The sequence below is a fragment of the Clostridia bacterium genome, assembly GCA_019683875.1.
GTDB lineage: Bacteria > Bacillota > Sulfobacillia > RBS10-35 > Bu92 > Bu92.
Genome location: JADGHN010000033.1, coordinates 1 through 16,919, shown reverse-complemented (window position 1 = coordinate 16,919; position 16,919 = coordinate 1). Strand labels below are relative to the sequence as shown.

Below are 16,919 nucleotides of genomic sequence, written 5' to 3'. Positions count from 1 at the left end.
ACGAGGGAAGACGTCGACAAAACGCGAAAAAGTCATCTTTTGGTGGGGATTTGGAGCGCGACCGTGCTAGCATTGGGGTTGTGGCCCGCGCTCGTCCTCGCCCTGATTCGCTGACGTGCGGCTTGGAAGGAAGATGGTGTTGAACGGAGACATGTTCGATGCGATCGTCGTAGGCGCCGGGCCGGCGGGCATCGCCGCGGCGCTGACGATGGCCCGCGCCGGGCTGGAGGTCGTCGTCCTTGAGCGCGGCGAGTACCCGGGCGCCAAAAACGTTCAGGGCGGCGTGCTGTATCGCCAGCCTACGGAAGAACTGATCCCGGAGTTCTGGAAGGAAGCTCCGCTGGAGCGGCCGGTGGTGCGGCAGAGCATCTGGCTCCTGGACAGCGACAGCGCGGTGCAGGTCGGCTACGGCAGCGCGCAGTGGGCCCGGCCGCCGTTCAACGCCTTCACCGTCCTCCGCGCGAAGTTCGACCGCTGGTTCGCCGAGCAGGCCGAGAAGGCCGGCGCCATGGTCCTGACGTCCACCACCGTCACCGATCTCATCATGGAGGACGGCCGCGTCGTCGGCGTGCGCACGTCCCTGGAAGACGGCGACCTGTACGGCCGCGTCGTGGTCATCGCGCAAGGCGTCAACGCGCTGCTCGTGCAACGGGCCGGCCTGGGGCCGGACCTGGCGATGAACCAGGCGGCGCTGGCCGTCAAAGAGGTGCTCGCGCTGCCCAGCGAGACCATCGAAGACCGGTTCGGCCTCGAAAAGGGCGAAGGCGCCACCATCGAGATGATCGGCGCGTCCACGCGGGGCCTCGTCGGCAACGCCTTCCTCTACACGAACAAGGACACGCTCAGCATCGGGGTCGGCGCGCTGGTCTCGCAGCTCGTGGAAAGAAAGTGGAACATCAACGACATCCTCGAGGAGCTCAAGCAGCATCCCGCGGTGCGGCCGCTCATCCGCGGCGCGGAGACCCAGGAATACATGGCGCACCTCATCCCCGAGGTGGGGTATGACCGCCTTCCGCGTCTCGTCGGCGACGGCGTCGTCGTCGTCGGGGACGCGGCCGGGTTCCTCAACGCGGTGAACCGCGAGGGGTCGAACATGGCGATGATCTCCGGGAAGCTCGCCGGCGAGGCGATCATCGAGGCGAAGAAGCGCGGCGACTTCTCCGCCCGCTCGCTGAGCGCGTACCAGGAGAAGCTTCGCGATTCGTTCATCCTCAAGGATCTGTACCGGTTGCGCGACAGCATTCCGTTCATGGAGCGGAACCCGCAGTTCTTCACGGTGTATCCCGAGCTGGCCAGCGCGCTGGCCCGCGAGTTCTTCACCGTCGACGGCACGCCGAAAGAGGAGAAGCACCGGCGGATGCTGGACCTGGTGCGCCAGCGGCGCCCGCTGTGGCGGGTGGGGCTCGACCTGGTGCACGCCTGGAGGTCGATCGGCCTATGAAGCCCCTGAAGCTTCACGAGAAGCTGTTTCTGAACCGGTACAAGCCGGACGACCGCTCCCACCTGAACATCAAGGATCGCGACGTCTGCCTGAAGTGCGAAGGGCAGTGGTGCACCTACTTCTGCCCCGCGGCCGTCTACCATTGGAATGAGAAGGACCGCAAGATCGACATCACGTATGAGGCTTGCTTGGAATGCGGCACCTGCCGCATCGGATGTCCGTACGGCAACATCGACTGGGTGTACCCCCGGGGCGGGTTCGGGGTCCAGCACCGCTTCGGCTAGTGAGGAGCGTGACGCGTGAGTCAGCGCCTGGACGAATGGGTCGATGAAGGCCGCCGCACGATCGCCGCGTTTGTCGAGCGGAACCCTGCGCTGGCGTCGCAACCGCTCGCCGTGGTGCTGGGCGGGTCGGCGGTGACGCCGTATGCGGACGCCTTCTCCGGGCTCGACTTCTTCGTGTTCGGCTTTGGCGCGGAAGGCGCCCGCTGGGAGGACGGGCTCGTCCACCGCGCGCGCGCCGCGGGGCGCCGCTTCCACTACCGCACGCGGGATTGGCAGGCCTTCGAGCGGGAACTGGCCGCGTTCGACGACGATGCCCTGTACCTGCGCCGCTACGGCCGCGTGTGCTACGACCCGCACGGCTTTCTGCGCGACCGCTGGGAGGTGCCGCCCGTCGTGCCTCCGGAGGTCTGGCTGCGGAAGGCCGAGCAGCGCTACGCCCAGCTTCGCCAGCGGCAGGCGTCGCTCGCGTGGGCGATCCGTCGCGGGCAGGCGTTTCTCGTCTGCGACAACCTGCTGCAGATCCTGTCCCACGCGCTGGCCATCGCCCTGCTTCTGGACCAAGAGCCGGTGCCCCCGCGCAAGTGGCTGATGCAAGCCGCGTTCCGCACGTCGACGGGGCGCCGCCTGCGGCCGCTCGCCCTCGACCTCTTTGAGCGGATGGGCGACCTCGTCAGCCTGGGCGGGGCGCTGAACCCGCGGCAGAACCGCCTGTACGCCCTCGCGCAGGAGATTCAGACGGCCACCGCCATGGCCCTCGAGGCCGCGGGGGCGGAGGTCGGCGCGGCTCCCACGAAGGAGGTGTTGCCGTGAAGCTCTTTTCATACGGAACGCTGATGCGCAGGGGGCGCCTGGAGGCGCTCGTCGACCGCCGTCTTCCGGACCCGGTGCCGGCGGTGCTGGAAGGGTACCAGCGCTACGACACCGGCCGGGGCTACCCGGTGATCCTCGAGACGCCCGGGGCGTCCGTGGAAGGACTGCTGTGGGACCTCGGCGACGCCGACTTGCGCTTTCTCGACCACTACGAAGGGTTTGACGAAGATCCGCCCGTATATTACCGGCGCACGGTGCGGGTCAAGGTGGGGGACCGCGAGGAATGGGCGGAAGCCTACGTGGGCAACTCCGCCGTGTTCCGCGACCTGCCGCCCTGGACGTCGTGACGCCCGCGCAACCCTTGTGAATCGAGTCGAGGAGGAACGAACATGCCGCTCGTCTCCGGCATCGATCTGATCGGTCAGGCCCACCGGGATGGCTATGCCATCGGGTCCTTCAACATCAACAACATGGAGATCCTTCAGGCGGTCATCACCGCGGCGGAGCTGGAGCGCTCGCCCGTGATGGTCCAAACGAGCCAGGGTGCGATCAAGTACGCCGGCGCCGACTACCTCGCGGCGATGGTCAGGGTCGCGGCCGCGAAGGCCACGGTGCCGGTCGCGCTGCATCTGGACCACGGCACCGACTTCGACGTCGCCGTCCGCTGCCTGCGCGAGGGTTGGACCTCCCTCATGTACGACGGGTCGAAGTACCCGCTTGAGGAGAACATCGCCCGCACGCGCAAGGTGGTCGAGATCGCGCACGCGGTGGGCGTTTCCGTGGAGGGCGAGCTCGGCAAGATCGGCGGCGTGGAGGAGCACATCGTCGTCTCGGAGCGGGAGGCGCTCTTCACCGATCCGGACGAGGCCGAGAGGTTCGTGAAGGAGACGGGCGTCGACTACCTCGCGGTGGCCATCGGCACGGCCCACGGGCTGTACAAGGGGCGGCCGGACCTGGACTTCCCCCGCCTGCAGGCCATCCACGAGCGCGTCGGGATCCCCATCGTGCTGCACGGCGGCTCGGGAGTTCCCGAGGACCAGATCAAGGAGGCCATCCGCCTCGGCGTCGCCAAGATCAACATCGACACGGAATTGCGCCAGGCCTTTCTGCAGGCCATGCGCGAGAAGCTCGCGGAGAACCCCGACGAGCTCGATCCGCGCAAGGTGCTGGGCCCCGGGCGCGACGCCATGGTGGAGCGCGTCCGCGAAAAGATGCGCTTCTTCGGTTCGAGCGGGCGGGTCTGATGCAGCGGGAGCTTACGCTGGAGCTGGTGCGCGTCACAGAGGCGGCTGCGCTGGCGGCGAGCCGCTGGGTGGGCCGCGGCCGGAAGGATGAAGCCGACGCCGCCGCCGTCGACGCGATGCGCCGCCTCTTCGACACGGTGGACGTGCGGGCGGAGGTCGTCATCGGCGAAGGCGAGATGGACGAGGCGCCGATGCTCTACATCGGCGAACTCGTGGGCGGCGCGCCGGATCCCGAGCCGACGGCCGACGTGGCGGTCGACCCCGTCGAGGGCACGAACCTCGTCGCCAAAGGGTTGCCGGGCGCCATCGCCGTGCTGGCCATGGCGCCGCGCGGCGGGCTCCTGCGCGCCCCGGACTGCTACATGGAGAAGATCGCCGTCGGCCCCGGCGCTCGAGGGGCCGTGTCGCTGGACGCGCCGCCGGAGGAGAACGTGCGCGCCGTCGCCCGGGCGCTGGGCAAGCCCGTGGAGGACGTGACGGTCGTCGTGCTGGACCGTCCGCGCCACCAGGGGATCATCGAGGCCGTGCGGCGCGCGGGCGCCCGCATCCGCCTCATTTCCGACGGCGACGTCGCCGCGGCCGTGTCCACCGGCCTTGAGGAGACGGGCATCGATCTCATGCTCGGGACGGGGGGCGCTCCGGAGGGGGTGCTGGCCGCGGCGGCGCTGGCGTGTCTCGGCGGCGACTTCCAGGGACGCCTCCGGCCGGAGGACGACGAGCAGCGGGAGCGCATCGAGTCGATGGGCCTCGCCCCGCACGATCGGCTGCTGCGCCTGGAGGACCTCGTCCGCGCGGATGACGTGATCTTCGCCGCCACCGGCATCACGACCGGCGACCTCCTCCGGGGCGTCCGCTACACCCCGCGCGGGGCCGTGACGCATTCGGTCGCCATGCGCCGGATGACGGGCACGCTGCGGTTCGTGGAGGCCGTCCACCAGATCGAGCGCAAGCCGGTGCTGCGCGACATCGTCCGCGGCGCATAGCCGTCCATGTGCCCCGCATATGCGTGGCACATGGACGCCCGCGGCCGTGTGAACCGGAGGGTGCCGCCAGGAGGGCACGGACGCCGCGAGACGCGCGTGCGGGCCGTGCGCGCGGTCGTGCGCACGGCCGCGATCCTCTGCAGCCTTTTCGTGTTCAGCCTGATCCTCGCTCACGATCCGATCGCCGCCGTCTTCGTCCGGGAGGCGGAACGCTTCCAGGAGGCGGCGGCGCCGGCGGCTCCGCAGGAGACGACGATCACCTTCCGGCTGTTGAACCGGGCCAACGCCCCGCTGGTGAGGATCCTCAAAAACGGCGCGGCCGTCGCGAACTTCTCGCAAGGGGAGGTCCGCGTCGTCGTCCGCCCCGGGGATCGGATCGAGATCGATGGCCGTGCGGATCCCGGCACGGTGCTCGTCGCCGCGGCGTGGATCCTTGGGGGGCGCGAATGCCAGCAGACGCTGGCCACCACGGGAGACGTCCGCGGCCTCGAGTGGGCATCGGGCCCCTAGCCGTGCTATAATCGCCGCGGTCATGCTTGGAGCCGCTCGCGCGGCTGTTGGGAGTCGTCGTTTGGACATTCACGCGGTCCGGGGCGCCACCACCGTCCCGGCGAACGAAGCCGAAGCGATCATCCGCCGCACCGCGGAACTCCTCGAGGAGATGGCGGCGCGCAACCGGTTCACCCCTGAACAGATCGTGTTCCTCTTCTTCACGGCCACTCCGGACCTCAACGCCGCGTTTCCGGCCCGCGCGGCCGCCCGCCTGGGCTGGACGGCCGTGCCGCGCCTCGACGCCCAGGAGATCGACGTGCCCGGCGCGCTGCCGCGGTGCGTGCGTGTACTTGCGCTGGTCAAGGGTCTGGCGTCGGTGGAGCACGTCTACCTGCACGAGGCGCGCCAGCTCACGGAGGGTCCAGCGTGACGGGGGCGAGGCGCCGGCCGGTCGTCGCCATCGACGGTCCCGCGGGAGCGGGGAAGAGCACCATCGCCCGCAACCTGGCCAAGCGATTGCACCTGCTGTACATCGACACAGGCGCCATGTACCGCGCCGTGGCGCGGCACGCCCTGGACATGGGGGTGCGCGAGGACGACGCGGCGGGCCTGGCTGCGCTCGTCGACCGCCTCGACCTGCGGCTGGAGCCGAAGCGAGGCGGGCACTACCGGGTGCTGCTGAACGGGCGCGACGTTACGGGCCGCCTGCGCGACCGGGACGTCACGCGCGCCGTCCCCCGGGTCTCCCAGGTTCCGGAGGTGCGTGAGAAGCTTGTCGACATCCAGCGCCGCCTCGCAAGGGAGGGTGGAGTCGTCGTTGACGGCCGCGACGTCGGCACGCGGGTTCTCCCGGACGCCGATTTCAAGTTCTTCGTGACGGCGTCGTTGGAGGAGCGGGCCGCGCGTCGCTACCGCCAGCTGCGCCGCCATGGGCACTCCGTGACCCTGGATGAGGTGCTCGCGGAGGTGCGCGAGCGGGACGAGGCCGACATGAACCGGGCCGTCTCGCCGCTCCGGAAGGCGGAGGACGCGGTCGTCATCGACACCACCGGCATCAGCGTGGAGGAGGCGTTGCGGCGCGTTCTCGCGCACATCGAGGCGCGGTGGGGCGAGGGCGCGGCCGCGCCGCCGGAGGGAGGATCCGCGTGATGCCGCTGTGGTACCGCGCGCTGCGCTGGATCGTCCGGCAGGTCTTTTCGATCATCTTCCACATCGACGTGCGCGGATCGGTCCGCGTGCCCGAAGGTGCGGTGATCGTCGCGGCGAACCATTTCAGCGCGTGGGATCCGCCGCTGGTCGGCGTCGTGCTGCCGCGCGCCCTGCACTTCATGGCCAAGGAGGAACTGTTCCGAATTCCGCTCCTCGGCCGCCTGCTGCGCTCGCTGGGCGCGTTTCCCGTTCGACGGGACTTCGCGGACAGCCGCGCGGTGAAGACGACCCTGCGCCTCTTGCGCGAGGGGCACGCGGTGGCCATGTTCCCGGAGGGAACGCGGTTCCGGCGTGGAAAAGATGGAAGGCCGGGTCCCGCACGCGCAGGGATTGCCGTCCTCGCCGCCATGTCCGGTGCGCCCGTGCTGCCGCTGGCCATCCGCGGCCAGTACCGCTTCCGGGGACGCATCGGCGTCGCGGTGGGCGAGCCGCTCCGCCTTCCGGCGCACGCGCGCGACCTGCCGAAGGATGAGCTGCAGGCGCTCGCGGAGTCGGAGATCATGGCGCGCATCCGCGCCCTGTGGGACGATTTGGGCACATTGTAATCAGAGATTGCGCATACAGATTTGGCCCGTGTTCACGGGCCCATCCCGGCGAGAAAGGAGGCTTGCGAGGCGCGCGAGCGCCCGTGTCGACGGGGTGGATTTGCAGGCACGGAGGTCCTCGCGGGCAGACCCGCGGGGTGTCGTTCGCAGGCGGTCGTCGATTTGGTCCTCGAGCTCCAACATCAGCTGCAGGCGGCCAGTTTGGCCGGCACACCCCTTGCGGTGTCGGTTGGAGCGTTGGGGTCACCGCCGGTGCCTCCACGCCGATCGATACACCACTCACAAGGGGGTTGCCAGTTGATGTCGGAGTTGAACGAGAAGGACGCCAGCATTCCCGCGGAGTCCACGCCCGAGGAGACCGCGGAGGCGCGGCCCGAAGCGGCTTCGCCGTCCCAGCCGGAGACCGCGGCTGAAGCGCCGGCCGTGCCGGCGCCGGAGGCCATCGAGCTGCCGAAGTTCCGCCCGGGCCAGATCGTGGAGGGAACCATCACGCAGGTCAACGACGACCACGTGATGGTGGACGTCGGGTACAAGTCTGACGGCATCGTCCCGCTGCACGAGCTGAACCTCGCCCAGGGGCAGTCGCCGTCGGACGTGTTCAAGCCCGGGCAGAAGATCCCGGTCATGGTGCGCTCCGTCGAGGGCCAGGAGGGCGGCCTCGAGCTGTCCTACCGCCGGGCTGTGGAGCACGCGGCGTGGGAGCGGCTGCGCCGCGCGTACGAGTCGGGGGAGGTCATCACCGCGCCCGTCGTGGAGGAGGTCAAGGGCGGGCTCGTCGTCGACGTCGGCCTGCGCGGCTTCATGCCCGCGTCCCACGTGGAAATGGGCTACGTCAACGACCTGTCCGTCTACGTCGGCCAGCCGATCCGCGCGCGCGTGATCGAGCTCGACCGCAGCAAGAACCGCGTCATCCTGTCGCAGAAGGTCGTTCTGGAAGAAGAGCGGGAGCGGCTGCGGGAGAAGACGTGGTCCGAGCTTGAGGAGGGCCAGGTGCGCCGCGGCGTCGTGAAGGGCCTGACGGACTTCGGCGCGTTCGTCGACCTCGGGGGCGTCGACGGATTGCTTCACGTGTCCGAGATGGCCTGGGGACGCGTGAACCATCCGTCGGACGTCGTCAACGTCGGCGACGAGATCGACGTGAAGATCCTCCGTCTCGACCGGGAAAAGGGACGCATCTCTCTCGGCCTCAAGCAGGTCCTGCCGGACCCGTGGACCACGGTCGAGCAGAAGTACCCCGCCGGCAGCGTGGTGGAAGGCACCGTCATGCGGCTCGCGCCGTTCGGAGCCTTCGTGCAGCTGGAGCCGGGCGTGGAAGGGCTCGTGCACATCTCCCAGCTGGCGGACTGGCACGTCAACGATCCCGCGGAAGTCGTGCGGGAAGGCCAGAGGGTGAAGGTCAAGGTGCTGCGCGTTCTGCCGGAGGAGCGGCGCATCAGCCTGTCCATCAAGGAGGCGGAGCGGCCGGAATCCTTCCGCCCGCGCGGCTTCGGCGGCGGCCCGCGCCCGCGGCAGGACCGGGACAGTCTCACGCTTGGGGACGTCTTCGGGAGCCTGCTGGAGGAGACGCGTGAGCGCCTGGTGGAGGAAGAGCGCGAAAACCGTTGACCTAAGCCCCGGCTGGAAGCGCTCGTGGCCCGCGGCCTGTCCGTCGAGGACGGGCCGCGGGTTTTGTTCTTCATGGCCGCGGGACGGCCGGGGCAATACATAGTTGGAGGAGGGCGCACTCCTGCCAGGCGGCAACCTGATTCTCGTGGCACTGGCCGTGCTGGTCGTGTTCGGCTGGACGGACCGGGTCCTGGCCCGGCTCCACATGACTCCGGCGCAGGCGCTCGCGTGGTTGGGCGCCTTGCTCGCCGGCAGCTTCGTGAACGTCACGGTCGTCCCGCGTGGCCCTGAGCTCGTCGTCAACGTGGGCGGGGGCCTCGTACCCCTTGCGCTGGGCGTTTGGGTGTACTGGCACGCCGACACGCCCTGGGAGCGCAGCCACGTGTGGCTCGCGGCGCTCGCCTCCGGGGCCGCCGTGTGGGGCGCCGAGCGCATCCTTCTGGTCGGGCCGGCGGCGGGCTCGACGGTCTCGGTCGCAACCGCCGCCGTGCTGGCGGCCATCGTCGGGTACGCCTTCGGAAGGTCGCGGCGGGCGGCGTTTGTCGGCGGGTCGGCCGGGGTCGTCGTGGCCGGTCTCTTGCGTTACGCGGAACTTGTCGCCATGGGCATCCCGGGGCGGACGTGGCTCGGCGGGGGCGGCGCCTTTGACGCGGCCGTGATCGGCGGCGTCCTCGCCATGGCGCTGGCGGACGTCCTCGGCGAGCTGCGCGAGCGCTGGCCGCCGGGCCGGCGGTGACGGCGCCCCGGCGGGGCGTTGCCCTCGGCGGGCAAGGACGGGATAATCCCCGTGGAGGTGCGGCCATGGCTCTGCCGAGCGTCGTCATCGCGGGACGCCCGAACGTCGGCAAGTCGACGCTGTTCAACCGCCTCGCCGGGCGGCGCGCCGCGATCGTGGAGGCGCGGCCCGGCGTCACCCGGGATGCGGTCGAGACGGTCGTCGAGTGGGGCGGGCGGCGCTTCCGGTTGCTCGATACCGGCGGCCTCATGCCACCGGAGGAGGACACCCTGCAACCGCTGGTCCACGCCAAGGCGCTGGAGGCGGTCCGGCAGGCGGCCGTGGTGCTGTTCCTCGTGGACGCGCGTGCCGGCGTGACACCCGTGGACGAGGCCATTGCCGACGAACTCCGCCGGGCGCGGCGACCGGTCCTGCTCGTCGCGAACAAGGCGGAGAGCGAGCGAGCGCGCGCGGCGAGCGCCGAGTTCTACGCCCTCGGCCTCGGTGAGCCGCTCCCGATTTCCGCGGAACACGGCCTCGGCATCGACGACCTGCTGGATGCCGTCGTCGCGCACCTGCCCGCCGGCGCGGCGGCGGGCGAAGGCGGCGAGGACGAGCCGGCTCCGGTGCGCGTGGCCATCGTCGGGCGGCCGAACGTGGGCAAGTCCTCGCTCGTCAACCGGCTGCTGAACGAGGAGCGGCAGATCGTCGCCGACCTGCCGGGGACCACGAGGGACGCCGTCGACGTCGAGTGGCGGGCGTACGGGAAGACGTACGTGCTCATCGACACGGCCGGCATCCGGCGGCGCAGCCGCATCGATTCCTCGGTCGAATTCTACAGTGTCCGGCGCGCCGAGCAGGCGATCGCGCGCTGCGACGTGGCGCTGCTCGTCGTCGACGCCACGGAGGGCGTGACGGAGCAGGACCAGCGCATCGGCGGGCTGATCGCGGAGCGAGGCCGCGCGGCGGCGATTCTTTTGAACAAGTGGGATGCGGTCGACGCGCGCGAGCGGCCCGCGGACGTCGCCGCCGCCGAGGCGCGCGAGGCCCTGCCGGCGCTTCACTACGCTCCGATCGTGACGATCTCCGCGCGGACGGGGCAGCGCGTCGGCCGCCTGGCGGGCATCGTGGACAAGGTGGCCGCCGCCCACGCGTTCCAGCTTTCCACGCCGGACCTGAACCGCTTCTTGCAGGACGCCCAGCTGTACCGGCAGCCTCCGGCCGTCCACGGAAAGCCGTTCCGGATCTACTACGGCACGCAGGTGGACACCCGGCCCCCGCAGTTCCTCCTCTTCGTCAACGACCCGGACCGCGTCCACTTTTCTTACGAGCGGTACCTGGAGAACCGCCTCCGCGAGACGTACGACCTGGAAGGCACGCCCATCGTGTGGAAGTACCGCGCGCGGGAGCGGCGACCCGCCGAGTCGGTCTTCACCCGCCCGCGCTAGCCGGCGCGGGGTCTCCCTCCGCCCGTCATACCCTCCGACCCGTCTCATATACATGTAGCAGCCCCAGCCCTGGACAGGGGCGGTGGCGTCGAGACCGATGGCCGGCGCCGTCGGGCCCCCACGCCGCACGGGCGCGCGGGGTGACCCGATTCAGAGGGAGGGACTTGGGTGGAAGCGTTCGATATCTTTCAGGACATCGCCACACGTACCAACGGAAACGTGTACATCGGCGTCGTCGGGCCCGTCCGCACCGGCAAGAGCACCTTCGTCAAAAAGTTTATGGATCTGTTAGTGCTGCCGAACATCGAAGACGAGGCCGAACGCCAGCGGACGGTCGACGAGCTTCCGCAGAGCGGCGCGGGTCGCACGGTCATGACGACGGAGCCGAAGTTCGTGCCGGACGAGGGCGTGGCCATCACGGTCGGCGACAACCTGACGCTGCGCGTGCGGCTGGTCGACTCGGTCGGCTTTCCCGTGCCCGGCGCCGTCGGGTACACCGAGGACGACGCGCCACGCATGGTGCGGACGCCGTGGTTCGACTACGACATCCCCTTCGACGAGGCGGCCGAGATCGGCACCCGCAAGATCATCACCGACCACTCCACGCTCGGCATCGTCGTCACGACGGACGGCAGCTTCGGCGAGCTCGGCCGCGACGCGTACGTCGAAGCGGAACGCCAGACCGTCGAGGAGATCCAGAACCTCGGCAAGCCGTTCCTGGTGCTGCTCAACAGCGCGCGGCCGGACGCGCCGGAGACGCAGGCCCTCGCGGAACAGCTGTCGGCCGAGTACGGGGCGACCGTGCTTCCCGCCAACATCCAGCACCTCACCCGGGCCGGGCTGCACCGCATCCTGGAACAGGCGCTCTTCGAGTTCCCGGTGAAGGAAGTCGACGTGCACCTCCCGCAGTGGGTGGAGGAACTGCCCTCGGACCACTGGCTGCGGCGGTCGCTGGACCATGCGGTGGCCACGGCCCTGCAGTCGATCCGGCGCGTGCGGGACGTCAAGCCAGCGCTGGAGAGCCTGAAGGCGAGCGAGCACGTCGCCGACGCCGGCGTGGAACGGGCGGATCTGGGCACGGGCGTCGTGGACGCGTTCCTCGACACGCGCGACGAGGTGTACGTGCAGGTGCTGAACGAGATCGCCGGCTTCGACACGACCCGCGCGGACGTCATGATCCGCATGATGCGGCAGATGGCCGAGGCCAAGCAGGAGTACGAACGCCTGCGGGACGCCCTCGCCGACGTCCGCGAGCGGGGGTACGGCGTGGTCGTTCCCTCCCTGCAGGACATGACGTTCGAGGAGCCGGAGATGGTACGCAAGGGCAACCAGTTCGGGGTTCGGCTCAAGGCCAGCGCGCCCTCGCTGCACATCCTGCGCGCCGACGTGTCGGCCGAGTACACGCCCATCCTGGGGACGGAGCGCCAATCCGCCGATCTCGTCCGTTACCTCACTGAAAAGTTTGAAGATGATCCGCGGAAGATTTGGGAATCCGAAATCTTCGGCAAATCGCTGCACGAGCTTCTGCGCGAGACGATCACGGGCAAGCTGGACCGCATGCCTGAGAACACGCAGAAGAAGTTGCAAGAGACGATCGCGCGCATCGTCAATGAAGGAAGCGGCGGCCTGATCTGCATCATCCTATAGCTTCAGGCGTCCGGCCACCGGCCAAGCGCGACGGTTCCGACGACGCGCCGCCCGCCCCCGGGGTGGGCGGCTTCGTCTTGTTTGTTTAGGTTAAGCGCATCGTTGGAAGAAACGGGAAGGACTTCTTATTAGGGCGGAGAAAATAGCGCGCAGTGAAGAAAGGGGGTGCCAACCCGTGAACAAGGCCGAACTCATCCAACGGGTCTCGGAGGCGACCGGCCTGACGAAGAAGGACGCGAGCCGTGCCATTGACGCGGTCCTCGCCTGCATTCGGGAGTCGTTGTCGAAGGGTCAGAAGGTGTCGCTCGTCGGCTTCGGCAGCTTCGAGGTGCGCCAGCGCAGCGCTCGTCAGGGCCGCAATCCGCAGACGGGCAAGGCGTTGCGCATCAGCGCCCGTCGGGTCCCGGTGTTCCGCGCGGGTCGTCCTCTGAAGGAAGCCGTGAACCACTAGACACGCGCCACGCATTGCGCTCCTTTGTTCTCACCACGTGCGCGCTCATTTCGCCGCTCCTCCACGAATTGGAGGAGCGGTTTTTTCTTGCGAGGTCTCGTCGCCGGGCGACGCTCCACGTATGCTTACAGGGGCGGACACGGCACGAGGCCGGACGTCCGGTGGACGGGGGACGCATTCGCATGGCAATCGCCTATGGCATGGTGGCGCTGGCGTGCGCCGGCCTTCTCGGGAGCGTGCCGGTCGGCTGGATCGCGGTGCGCCTGCGCCGCGGCGTCGACGTGCGCACGTGCGGCAGCGGGAACATCGGCACCGCGAACGTGATGCGCGTGGCAGGGCCGCGGCTGGCCGCGGTCGTGCTGGTCGCGGACGTCTGCAAGGGGGCCATCGCGGTCCTCGCCACGCGGGACCTGGGGCTCGGAACGGCATGGCAGGTGGCGGCGGCGATCGCGGCGGTCGCCGGCCACAACTGGTCACCATTCCTGCGTTTCAAAGGCGGAAAGGGGGTCGCCACGTCGTTCGGCGGCCTCCTCGCGTTGCAGCCCTGGGCGGCAGCCGGCGTCGCCGTCGTGTGGATCGCGGCGGTGGCGCTCACGCGGTATTCCAGCGTCGGGTCCATGGCCGGCGGCCTGAGCGCGCCGCTCTTCCTGTGGGCACTGGGGGCAGAACCGGCGGCCGTCGTGTACGGCCTCGCCGGGGCGGCGCTGATCCTGCTGCAGCACCGCACGAACATCCGCAGGCTCTGGCGCGGCGAGGAACTCCGCATCTGGCCTCCGTCGGGAGGGGCCCTGGAACGCGCGCCGGCACGCAAGGGGGCGTAGGCGCGGTGCGGGTTCTCGTCGTCGGGGCCGGCGCCATCGGCGGCCTCTGCGCGTCGACCCTGCGGGCGGCCGGCGCGGATGTGCGGGTGGTGTCGCGCCGTGGCGGCCGGATCCTGGACATGCCGGTCCTGACGTGGGACGACGTCCCGGCCGCGGCCGCACGCGGCGTCGACGCGGCGTTGGTCTGCGTCAAGGCCTACGCCACGGCCGACGTGGCCGAGCGCCTGCAGCGCCTGGACCTGTCGCCCGGCACGTGCGTCGTGTCGTTGCAGAACGGGCTTGGCAACGAGGAGGCGCTCGCGGCTGTGGCCTCGGACTGGGTCGTCGTCGCGGGAGCCGTGACGGCGGCCGTCCACCGGGACCGCGGCGGCGACTCCCGCGCGACGCGGGGCGGGGTCGCCCTGAGCGCTTGGTCCGCCGCCGTGCCGCCGCCCGCCGCGGGCGTGTTGGACGCCCTGGCGGAACGGTTCACCCGTGGCGGCCTGCCGGCTCGCGTGATCCCCGGCTCGCGCGGCCGTGACCTGAAGTGGTCGAAGCTTCTGCTCAACGTCGCCGCGAACGGGACGGCGGCCGCGCTGGGGTGGACGCCGGCGCGCATCGCGCGCGATCCGCTGGCGATGTCGTTCGAGATCGGACTCCTGAGGGAGACGGTCCGCGTCGGCGAAGCGGCGGGGGTGCGGTGGGTCGACGTGCCCGGTTTCCCTGTGCGCTTGTTCCGGCATGTCCTTCGCGGTCCCGCGTTCCTCGTCCGGCGGCTCCTGGCGCGCCCGCTGGCCGGCGCGCGCGGCGACAAGCCCCCGTCCCTCCTGCTCGACCTCGAGGCCGGGCGGCCCCTGGAGGCGCCGTGGCTGTACGGCCGCGTGGCCGAAGCAGCAGAGGAGGCGGGGCTGGGGGCGCCGTTCCACCGAACGGTGCTGCGCGCCCTGGAAGCGCGCCGCAACGGAGCGCCCCCGTGGAGCCCCGACCGGCTGTGGGAGGGGGTTCGGCGGGAGGATGGGCGCTCCCGGTCATGATGGTGTGCGACGGCAGCCTTACAGCCCCAGCATCGCGACGATCGCTTTCTTCATGAGCGGCAAGGAGCCTCCTTCGGATGTCCTGCGCTAAGACCATCCTCAGCTCTTCTGCCGCTCGTTTCCTTTTAACACACTTATCGGTCTAGAGCCGGTCAAGACTTGACGTGAAGGCCAAGTTCAGCTATTTCCGAAGCAACGGACATCATTCTTCCGAACGCATTGATCGCCATTTTCGAAATCCCCGTACCAGGCCTCTTCACGTTATTGCAGCAGCAGCAACGAACCTTGACCGAGGAGGCTAGGCATGCCTTCGGCGGTCCCTAAGGCTTCGACGCATCCATCGGAAAGAGTCGGAACGAGTCTGTGGACGGCCCATCTCCCGCTCCTCATTCCTATCGCAGGGTGGTAGACGGTGACATCCATGCGTTGGAAGTTCTGGTCGGGTAGACGGGATCGGCTTGCGCTGGCGCTGCTTGGAGTGCTCGTTCTGGGGGCAGGTCTCTCGGTTCTCGCGATCCTGGGTGAAGACGTCAACGGCACCGTCATCCGCACGTATGAACAGTCCTGGCGCACGCCGTACGACATCCTGGTCCATGCCCCGCTGCCGGGAGGTCAGCCTTTGCCTGACTTGGTCGAGCCCAACGTGCTCGCCACACTGCCGCCGGGCATTTCCATGAGGGACCTGGATGCCATCCGGGGAATCCAGGGCGTCGACGTGGCCGCCCCCCTGGCCGTGATCGGCGTCGTAAAATTTCCCCTCCCGGAGCTCGGGGCCGGCGATCTCGGCGGCGAGCAAGGGCACGCGCTCGTGAAGACTTGGCCCGTCTTGCCGCCGGGTGTTTATCGTTTCCATTTCGTCACGTCGTATGGTGGAGGCCCCTGGCCGGAACAGATGGAGCAGAGCGACTATTTTGCGGTGCCTGACAACAAGGGCAACGTGCCCTCATGGGCACGCCAGGATCTCTGGAAGGTCGGGCCAAACTATGGCGGCTTGGCGTCCGTAGGGCAATGGTACACGACCCTCGTGGCCGTCGATCCCGCCGCAGAGGCCAAACTCGTTGGGCTGGACCGAGCCGTCGTGGACGGGCGTTACTTCAGCCCGGGAGACCACGACTTCGCACACACGTATTGGCGGAATTCCGACGCGCTCCTGCATGAAATCCCGATCCTTGTGAACAGTACGGTCCTCAATGACCTCAGTTACACCGCCGAGCTCCAGCGGCTCAAGAGCGGCTGGGTTCCAGAAGGAACGGTGTTCCGACAGACGTTCGGCGCTGCCGACTTAATGGAGACGGTTCGCCGGGCCCAGGAGATCGCGACTGTGATCGGGCGGCCGGGACTTCTGACCTACACGCAGACTCGCAGTCCCTTTTCCGGTCGCTGGCCCACGGCTCTACAGCTTCGGAGCCAGCCGGACCGGTTCAAGGAAATGCTGGCCGGTCGTCGCGAGACGCCGACGGGTCCCTACGGTTTCGGCACGTTGGTGAGTGAAACCGAGGTTGGTCTAGGGGGCTCTTATCGCACCTTCACTCCGTTTCCGATGCCGACCGAACCCGGCTGGAAGGACGTGAAGTTCATCTACGTCGGCTCATACGACACCACCCGCCTCCCTGCGCAGCGTGGCGGCCAGCAACTGCCGCTGATGACGTATCGCCCGTTTGAAGCGACCCGGGTCCTCGATCCCCGCGGGGCGGCCGTCAACCCACCCGTGACGTACAGGGGCGACGCCACGCCGGCTGGCTTTCTCACGGCGCCGCCCGGCATGATCACCACCCTCGACGCGGCGGTCAAGATCGACGGTCCCAAGGCGATCAACGCGGTGCGGGTCAAGATCACGGACGACGACCATCTGACGCCCGAGACGATCGGCAGGGCCAAGGCCATCGCTAAAGAGATCGAGGAGAAGACCGGACTCGTGGCCGAGGTGACGATGGGCTCGTCGCCGGCGAACGTGCTGGTGGACGTGCCGGCCTCGAACGGCCACCCGGCGCTTGGCTGGGTTGAGGAGCGATGGGTGCACTTGAACGCGCCGGTCACGGCCGTGGATCAGGCGGAGTTCGGGTATAGCGCGTTCATCGGCCTTGCGCTCTTGGTCACTGTCATTTACACGGTTGCCACCGGTCTGGCCGGCGTGACCGCGCGCCGCCGCGAGTTGGGCGTCGCGGCGGCGGGGGGGGGGGGGGGTTTAAAAAACACCGCGCCCCCCACACA

Annotated in this window: 18 protein-coding genes; all 18 read left to right on the top strand. The window is 69.3% G+C overall.

Annotated features, from left to right (window positions below):
* Positions 1–133: 133 nt before the first annotated feature.
* On the top strand, positions 134–1,441 hold the full coding sequence (locus IRZ18_04285) for an FAD-dependent oxidoreductase (protein ID MBX5476325.1): 1,308 nt from the start codon (positions 134–136) through the stop codon (positions 1,439–1,441).
* 5 nt (positions 1,442–1,446) lie between these two features.
* Entirely contained in the window at positions 1,447–1,725 is a 279-nt protein-coding gene (locus tag IRZ18_04280; protein ID MBX5476324.1) for a 4Fe-4S dicluster domain-containing protein, read from the top strand.
* A gap of 15 nt (positions 1,726–1,740) precedes the next feature.
* Entirely contained in the window at positions 1,741–2,535 is a 795-nt protein-coding gene (locus tag IRZ18_04275; GenBank protein MBX5476323.1) for a DUF4037 domain-containing protein, read from the top strand.
* The gene (locus tag IRZ18_04270; GenBank protein MBX5476322.1) at positions 2,532–2,882 is read left to right on the top strand and encodes a gamma-glutamylcyclotransferase; all 351 of its coding nucleotides are present in this window, start codon (positions 2,532–2,534) and stop codon (positions 2,880–2,882) included. Before IRZ18_04275 ends, IRZ18_04270 begins: the two co-directional genes overlap by 4 nt.
* A gap of 42 nt (positions 2,883–2,924) precedes the next feature.
* Positions 2,925–3,779: a class II fructose-1,6-bisphosphate aldolase gene (locus IRZ18_04265; GenBank protein MBX5476321.1), complete on the top strand. Its 855-nt coding sequence runs from the start codon at positions 2,925–2,927 to the stop codon at positions 3,777–3,779.
* Complete coding sequence (gene glpX / locus IRZ18_04260; protein ID MBX5476320.1) at positions 3,779–4,762, top strand: class II fructose-bisphosphatase; 984 nt, start codon at positions 3,779–3,781, stop codon at positions 4,760–4,762. The genes IRZ18_04265 and glpX overlap by 1 nt, the downstream gene beginning before the upstream one ends.
* 48 nt (positions 4,763–4,810) lie before the next feature.
* Positions 4,811–5,272 (top strand): hypothetical protein, encoded by a 462-nt coding sequence (locus tag IRZ18_04255; GenBank protein ID MBX5476319.1) that lies wholly within the window; start codon positions 4,811–4,813, stop codon positions 5,270–5,272.
* A gap of 22 nt (positions 5,273–5,294) precedes the next feature.
* A complete protein-coding gene (aroH, locus tag IRZ18_04250; protein MBX5476318.1) occupies positions 5,295–5,684 on the top strand; it encodes a chorismate mutase in 390 nt (129 codons plus the stop codon).
* A complete protein-coding gene (locus IRZ18_04245) occupies positions 5,681–6,403 on the top strand; it encodes a (d)CMP kinase (GenBank protein ID MBX5476317.1) in 723 nt (240 codons plus the stop codon). Before aroH ends, IRZ18_04245 begins: the two co-directional genes overlap by 4 nt.
* Entirely contained in the window at positions 6,400–7,008 is a 609-nt protein-coding gene (locus IRZ18_04240) for a 1-acyl-sn-glycerol-3-phosphate acyltransferase (GenBank protein MBX5476316.1), read from the top strand. Before IRZ18_04245 ends, IRZ18_04240 begins: the two co-directional genes overlap by 4 nt.
* A gap of 300 nt (positions 7,009–7,308) precedes the next feature.
* The gene (gene rpsA, locus IRZ18_04235) at positions 7,309–8,613 is read left to right on the top strand and encodes a 30S ribosomal protein S1 (GenBank protein MBX5476315.1); all 1,305 of its coding nucleotides are present in this window, start codon (positions 7,309–7,311) and stop codon (positions 8,611–8,613) included.
* A gap of 103 nt (positions 8,614–8,716) precedes the next feature.
* Entirely contained in the window at positions 8,717–9,349 is a 633-nt protein-coding gene (locus IRZ18_04230; protein ID MBX5476314.1) for a DUF1614 domain-containing protein, read from the top strand.
* 65 nt (positions 9,350–9,414) lie between these two features.
* On the top strand, positions 9,415–10,776 hold the full coding sequence (gene der, locus IRZ18_04225) for a ribosome biogenesis GTPase Der (GenBank protein MBX5476313.1): 1,362 nt from the start codon (positions 9,415–9,417) through the stop codon (positions 10,774–10,776).
* 168 nt (positions 10,777–10,944) lie between these two features.
* Positions 10,945–12,423, top strand: coding sequence for a stage IV sporulation protein A (spoIVA, locus tag IRZ18_04220; protein ID MBX5476312.1), 1,479 nt, complete (start codon positions 10,945–10,947; stop codon positions 12,421–12,423).
* A gap of 175 nt (positions 12,424–12,598) precedes the next feature.
* The gene (locus IRZ18_04215; GenBank protein MBX5476311.1) at positions 12,599–12,874 is read left to right on the top strand and encodes an HU family DNA-binding protein; all 276 of its coding nucleotides are present in this window, start codon (positions 12,599–12,601) and stop codon (positions 12,872–12,874) included.
* A 182-nt stretch (positions 12,875–13,056) separates the two neighbouring features.
* A complete protein-coding gene (plsY, locus tag IRZ18_04210) occupies positions 13,057–13,695 on the top strand; it encodes a glycerol-3-phosphate 1-O-acyltransferase PlsY (protein ID MBX5476310.1) in 639 nt (212 codons plus the stop codon).
* Between the two features lie 5 nt (positions 13,696–13,700).
* Entirely contained in the window at positions 13,701–14,708 is a 1,008-nt protein-coding gene (locus IRZ18_04205; GenBank protein ID MBX5476309.1) for a ketopantoate reductase family protein, read from the top strand.
* A 412-nt stretch (positions 14,709–15,120) separates the two neighbouring features.
* The coding region (locus IRZ18_04200) for a hypothetical protein (GenBank protein ID MBX5476308.1) at positions 15,121–16,919 on the top strand (1,799 nt) is incomplete at its 3' end.

Bases quoted from the DNA above. Each gene is read 5' to 3' on its own strand.
- IRZ18_04285 (MBX5476325.1), top strand. From the start codon at position 134: ATGGTGTTGAACGGAGACATGTTCGATGCGATCGTCGTAGGCGCCGGG.
- IRZ18_04265 (MBX5476321.1), top strand. From the start codon at position 2,925: ATGCCGCTCGTCTCCGGCATCGATCTGATCGGTCAGGCCCACCGGGAT.
- glpX (MBX5476320.1), top strand. From the start codon at position 3,779: ATGCAGCGGGAGCTTACGCTGGAGCTGGTGCGCGTCACAGAGGCGGCT.
- aroH (MBX5476318.1), top strand. From the start codon at position 5,295: ATGCTTGGAGCCGCTCGCGCGGCTGTTGGGAGTCGTCGTTTGGACATT.
- rpsA (MBX5476315.1), top strand. From the start codon at position 7,309: ATGTCGGAGTTGAACGAGAAGGACGCCAGCATTCCCGCGGAGTCCACG.
- der (MBX5476313.1), top strand. From the start codon at position 9,415: ATGGCTCTGCCGAGCGTCGTCATCGCGGGACGCCCGAACGTCGGCAAG.
- plsY (MBX5476310.1), top strand. From the start codon at position 13,057: ATGGCAATCGCCTATGGCATGGTGGCGCTGGCGTGCGCCGGCCTTCTC.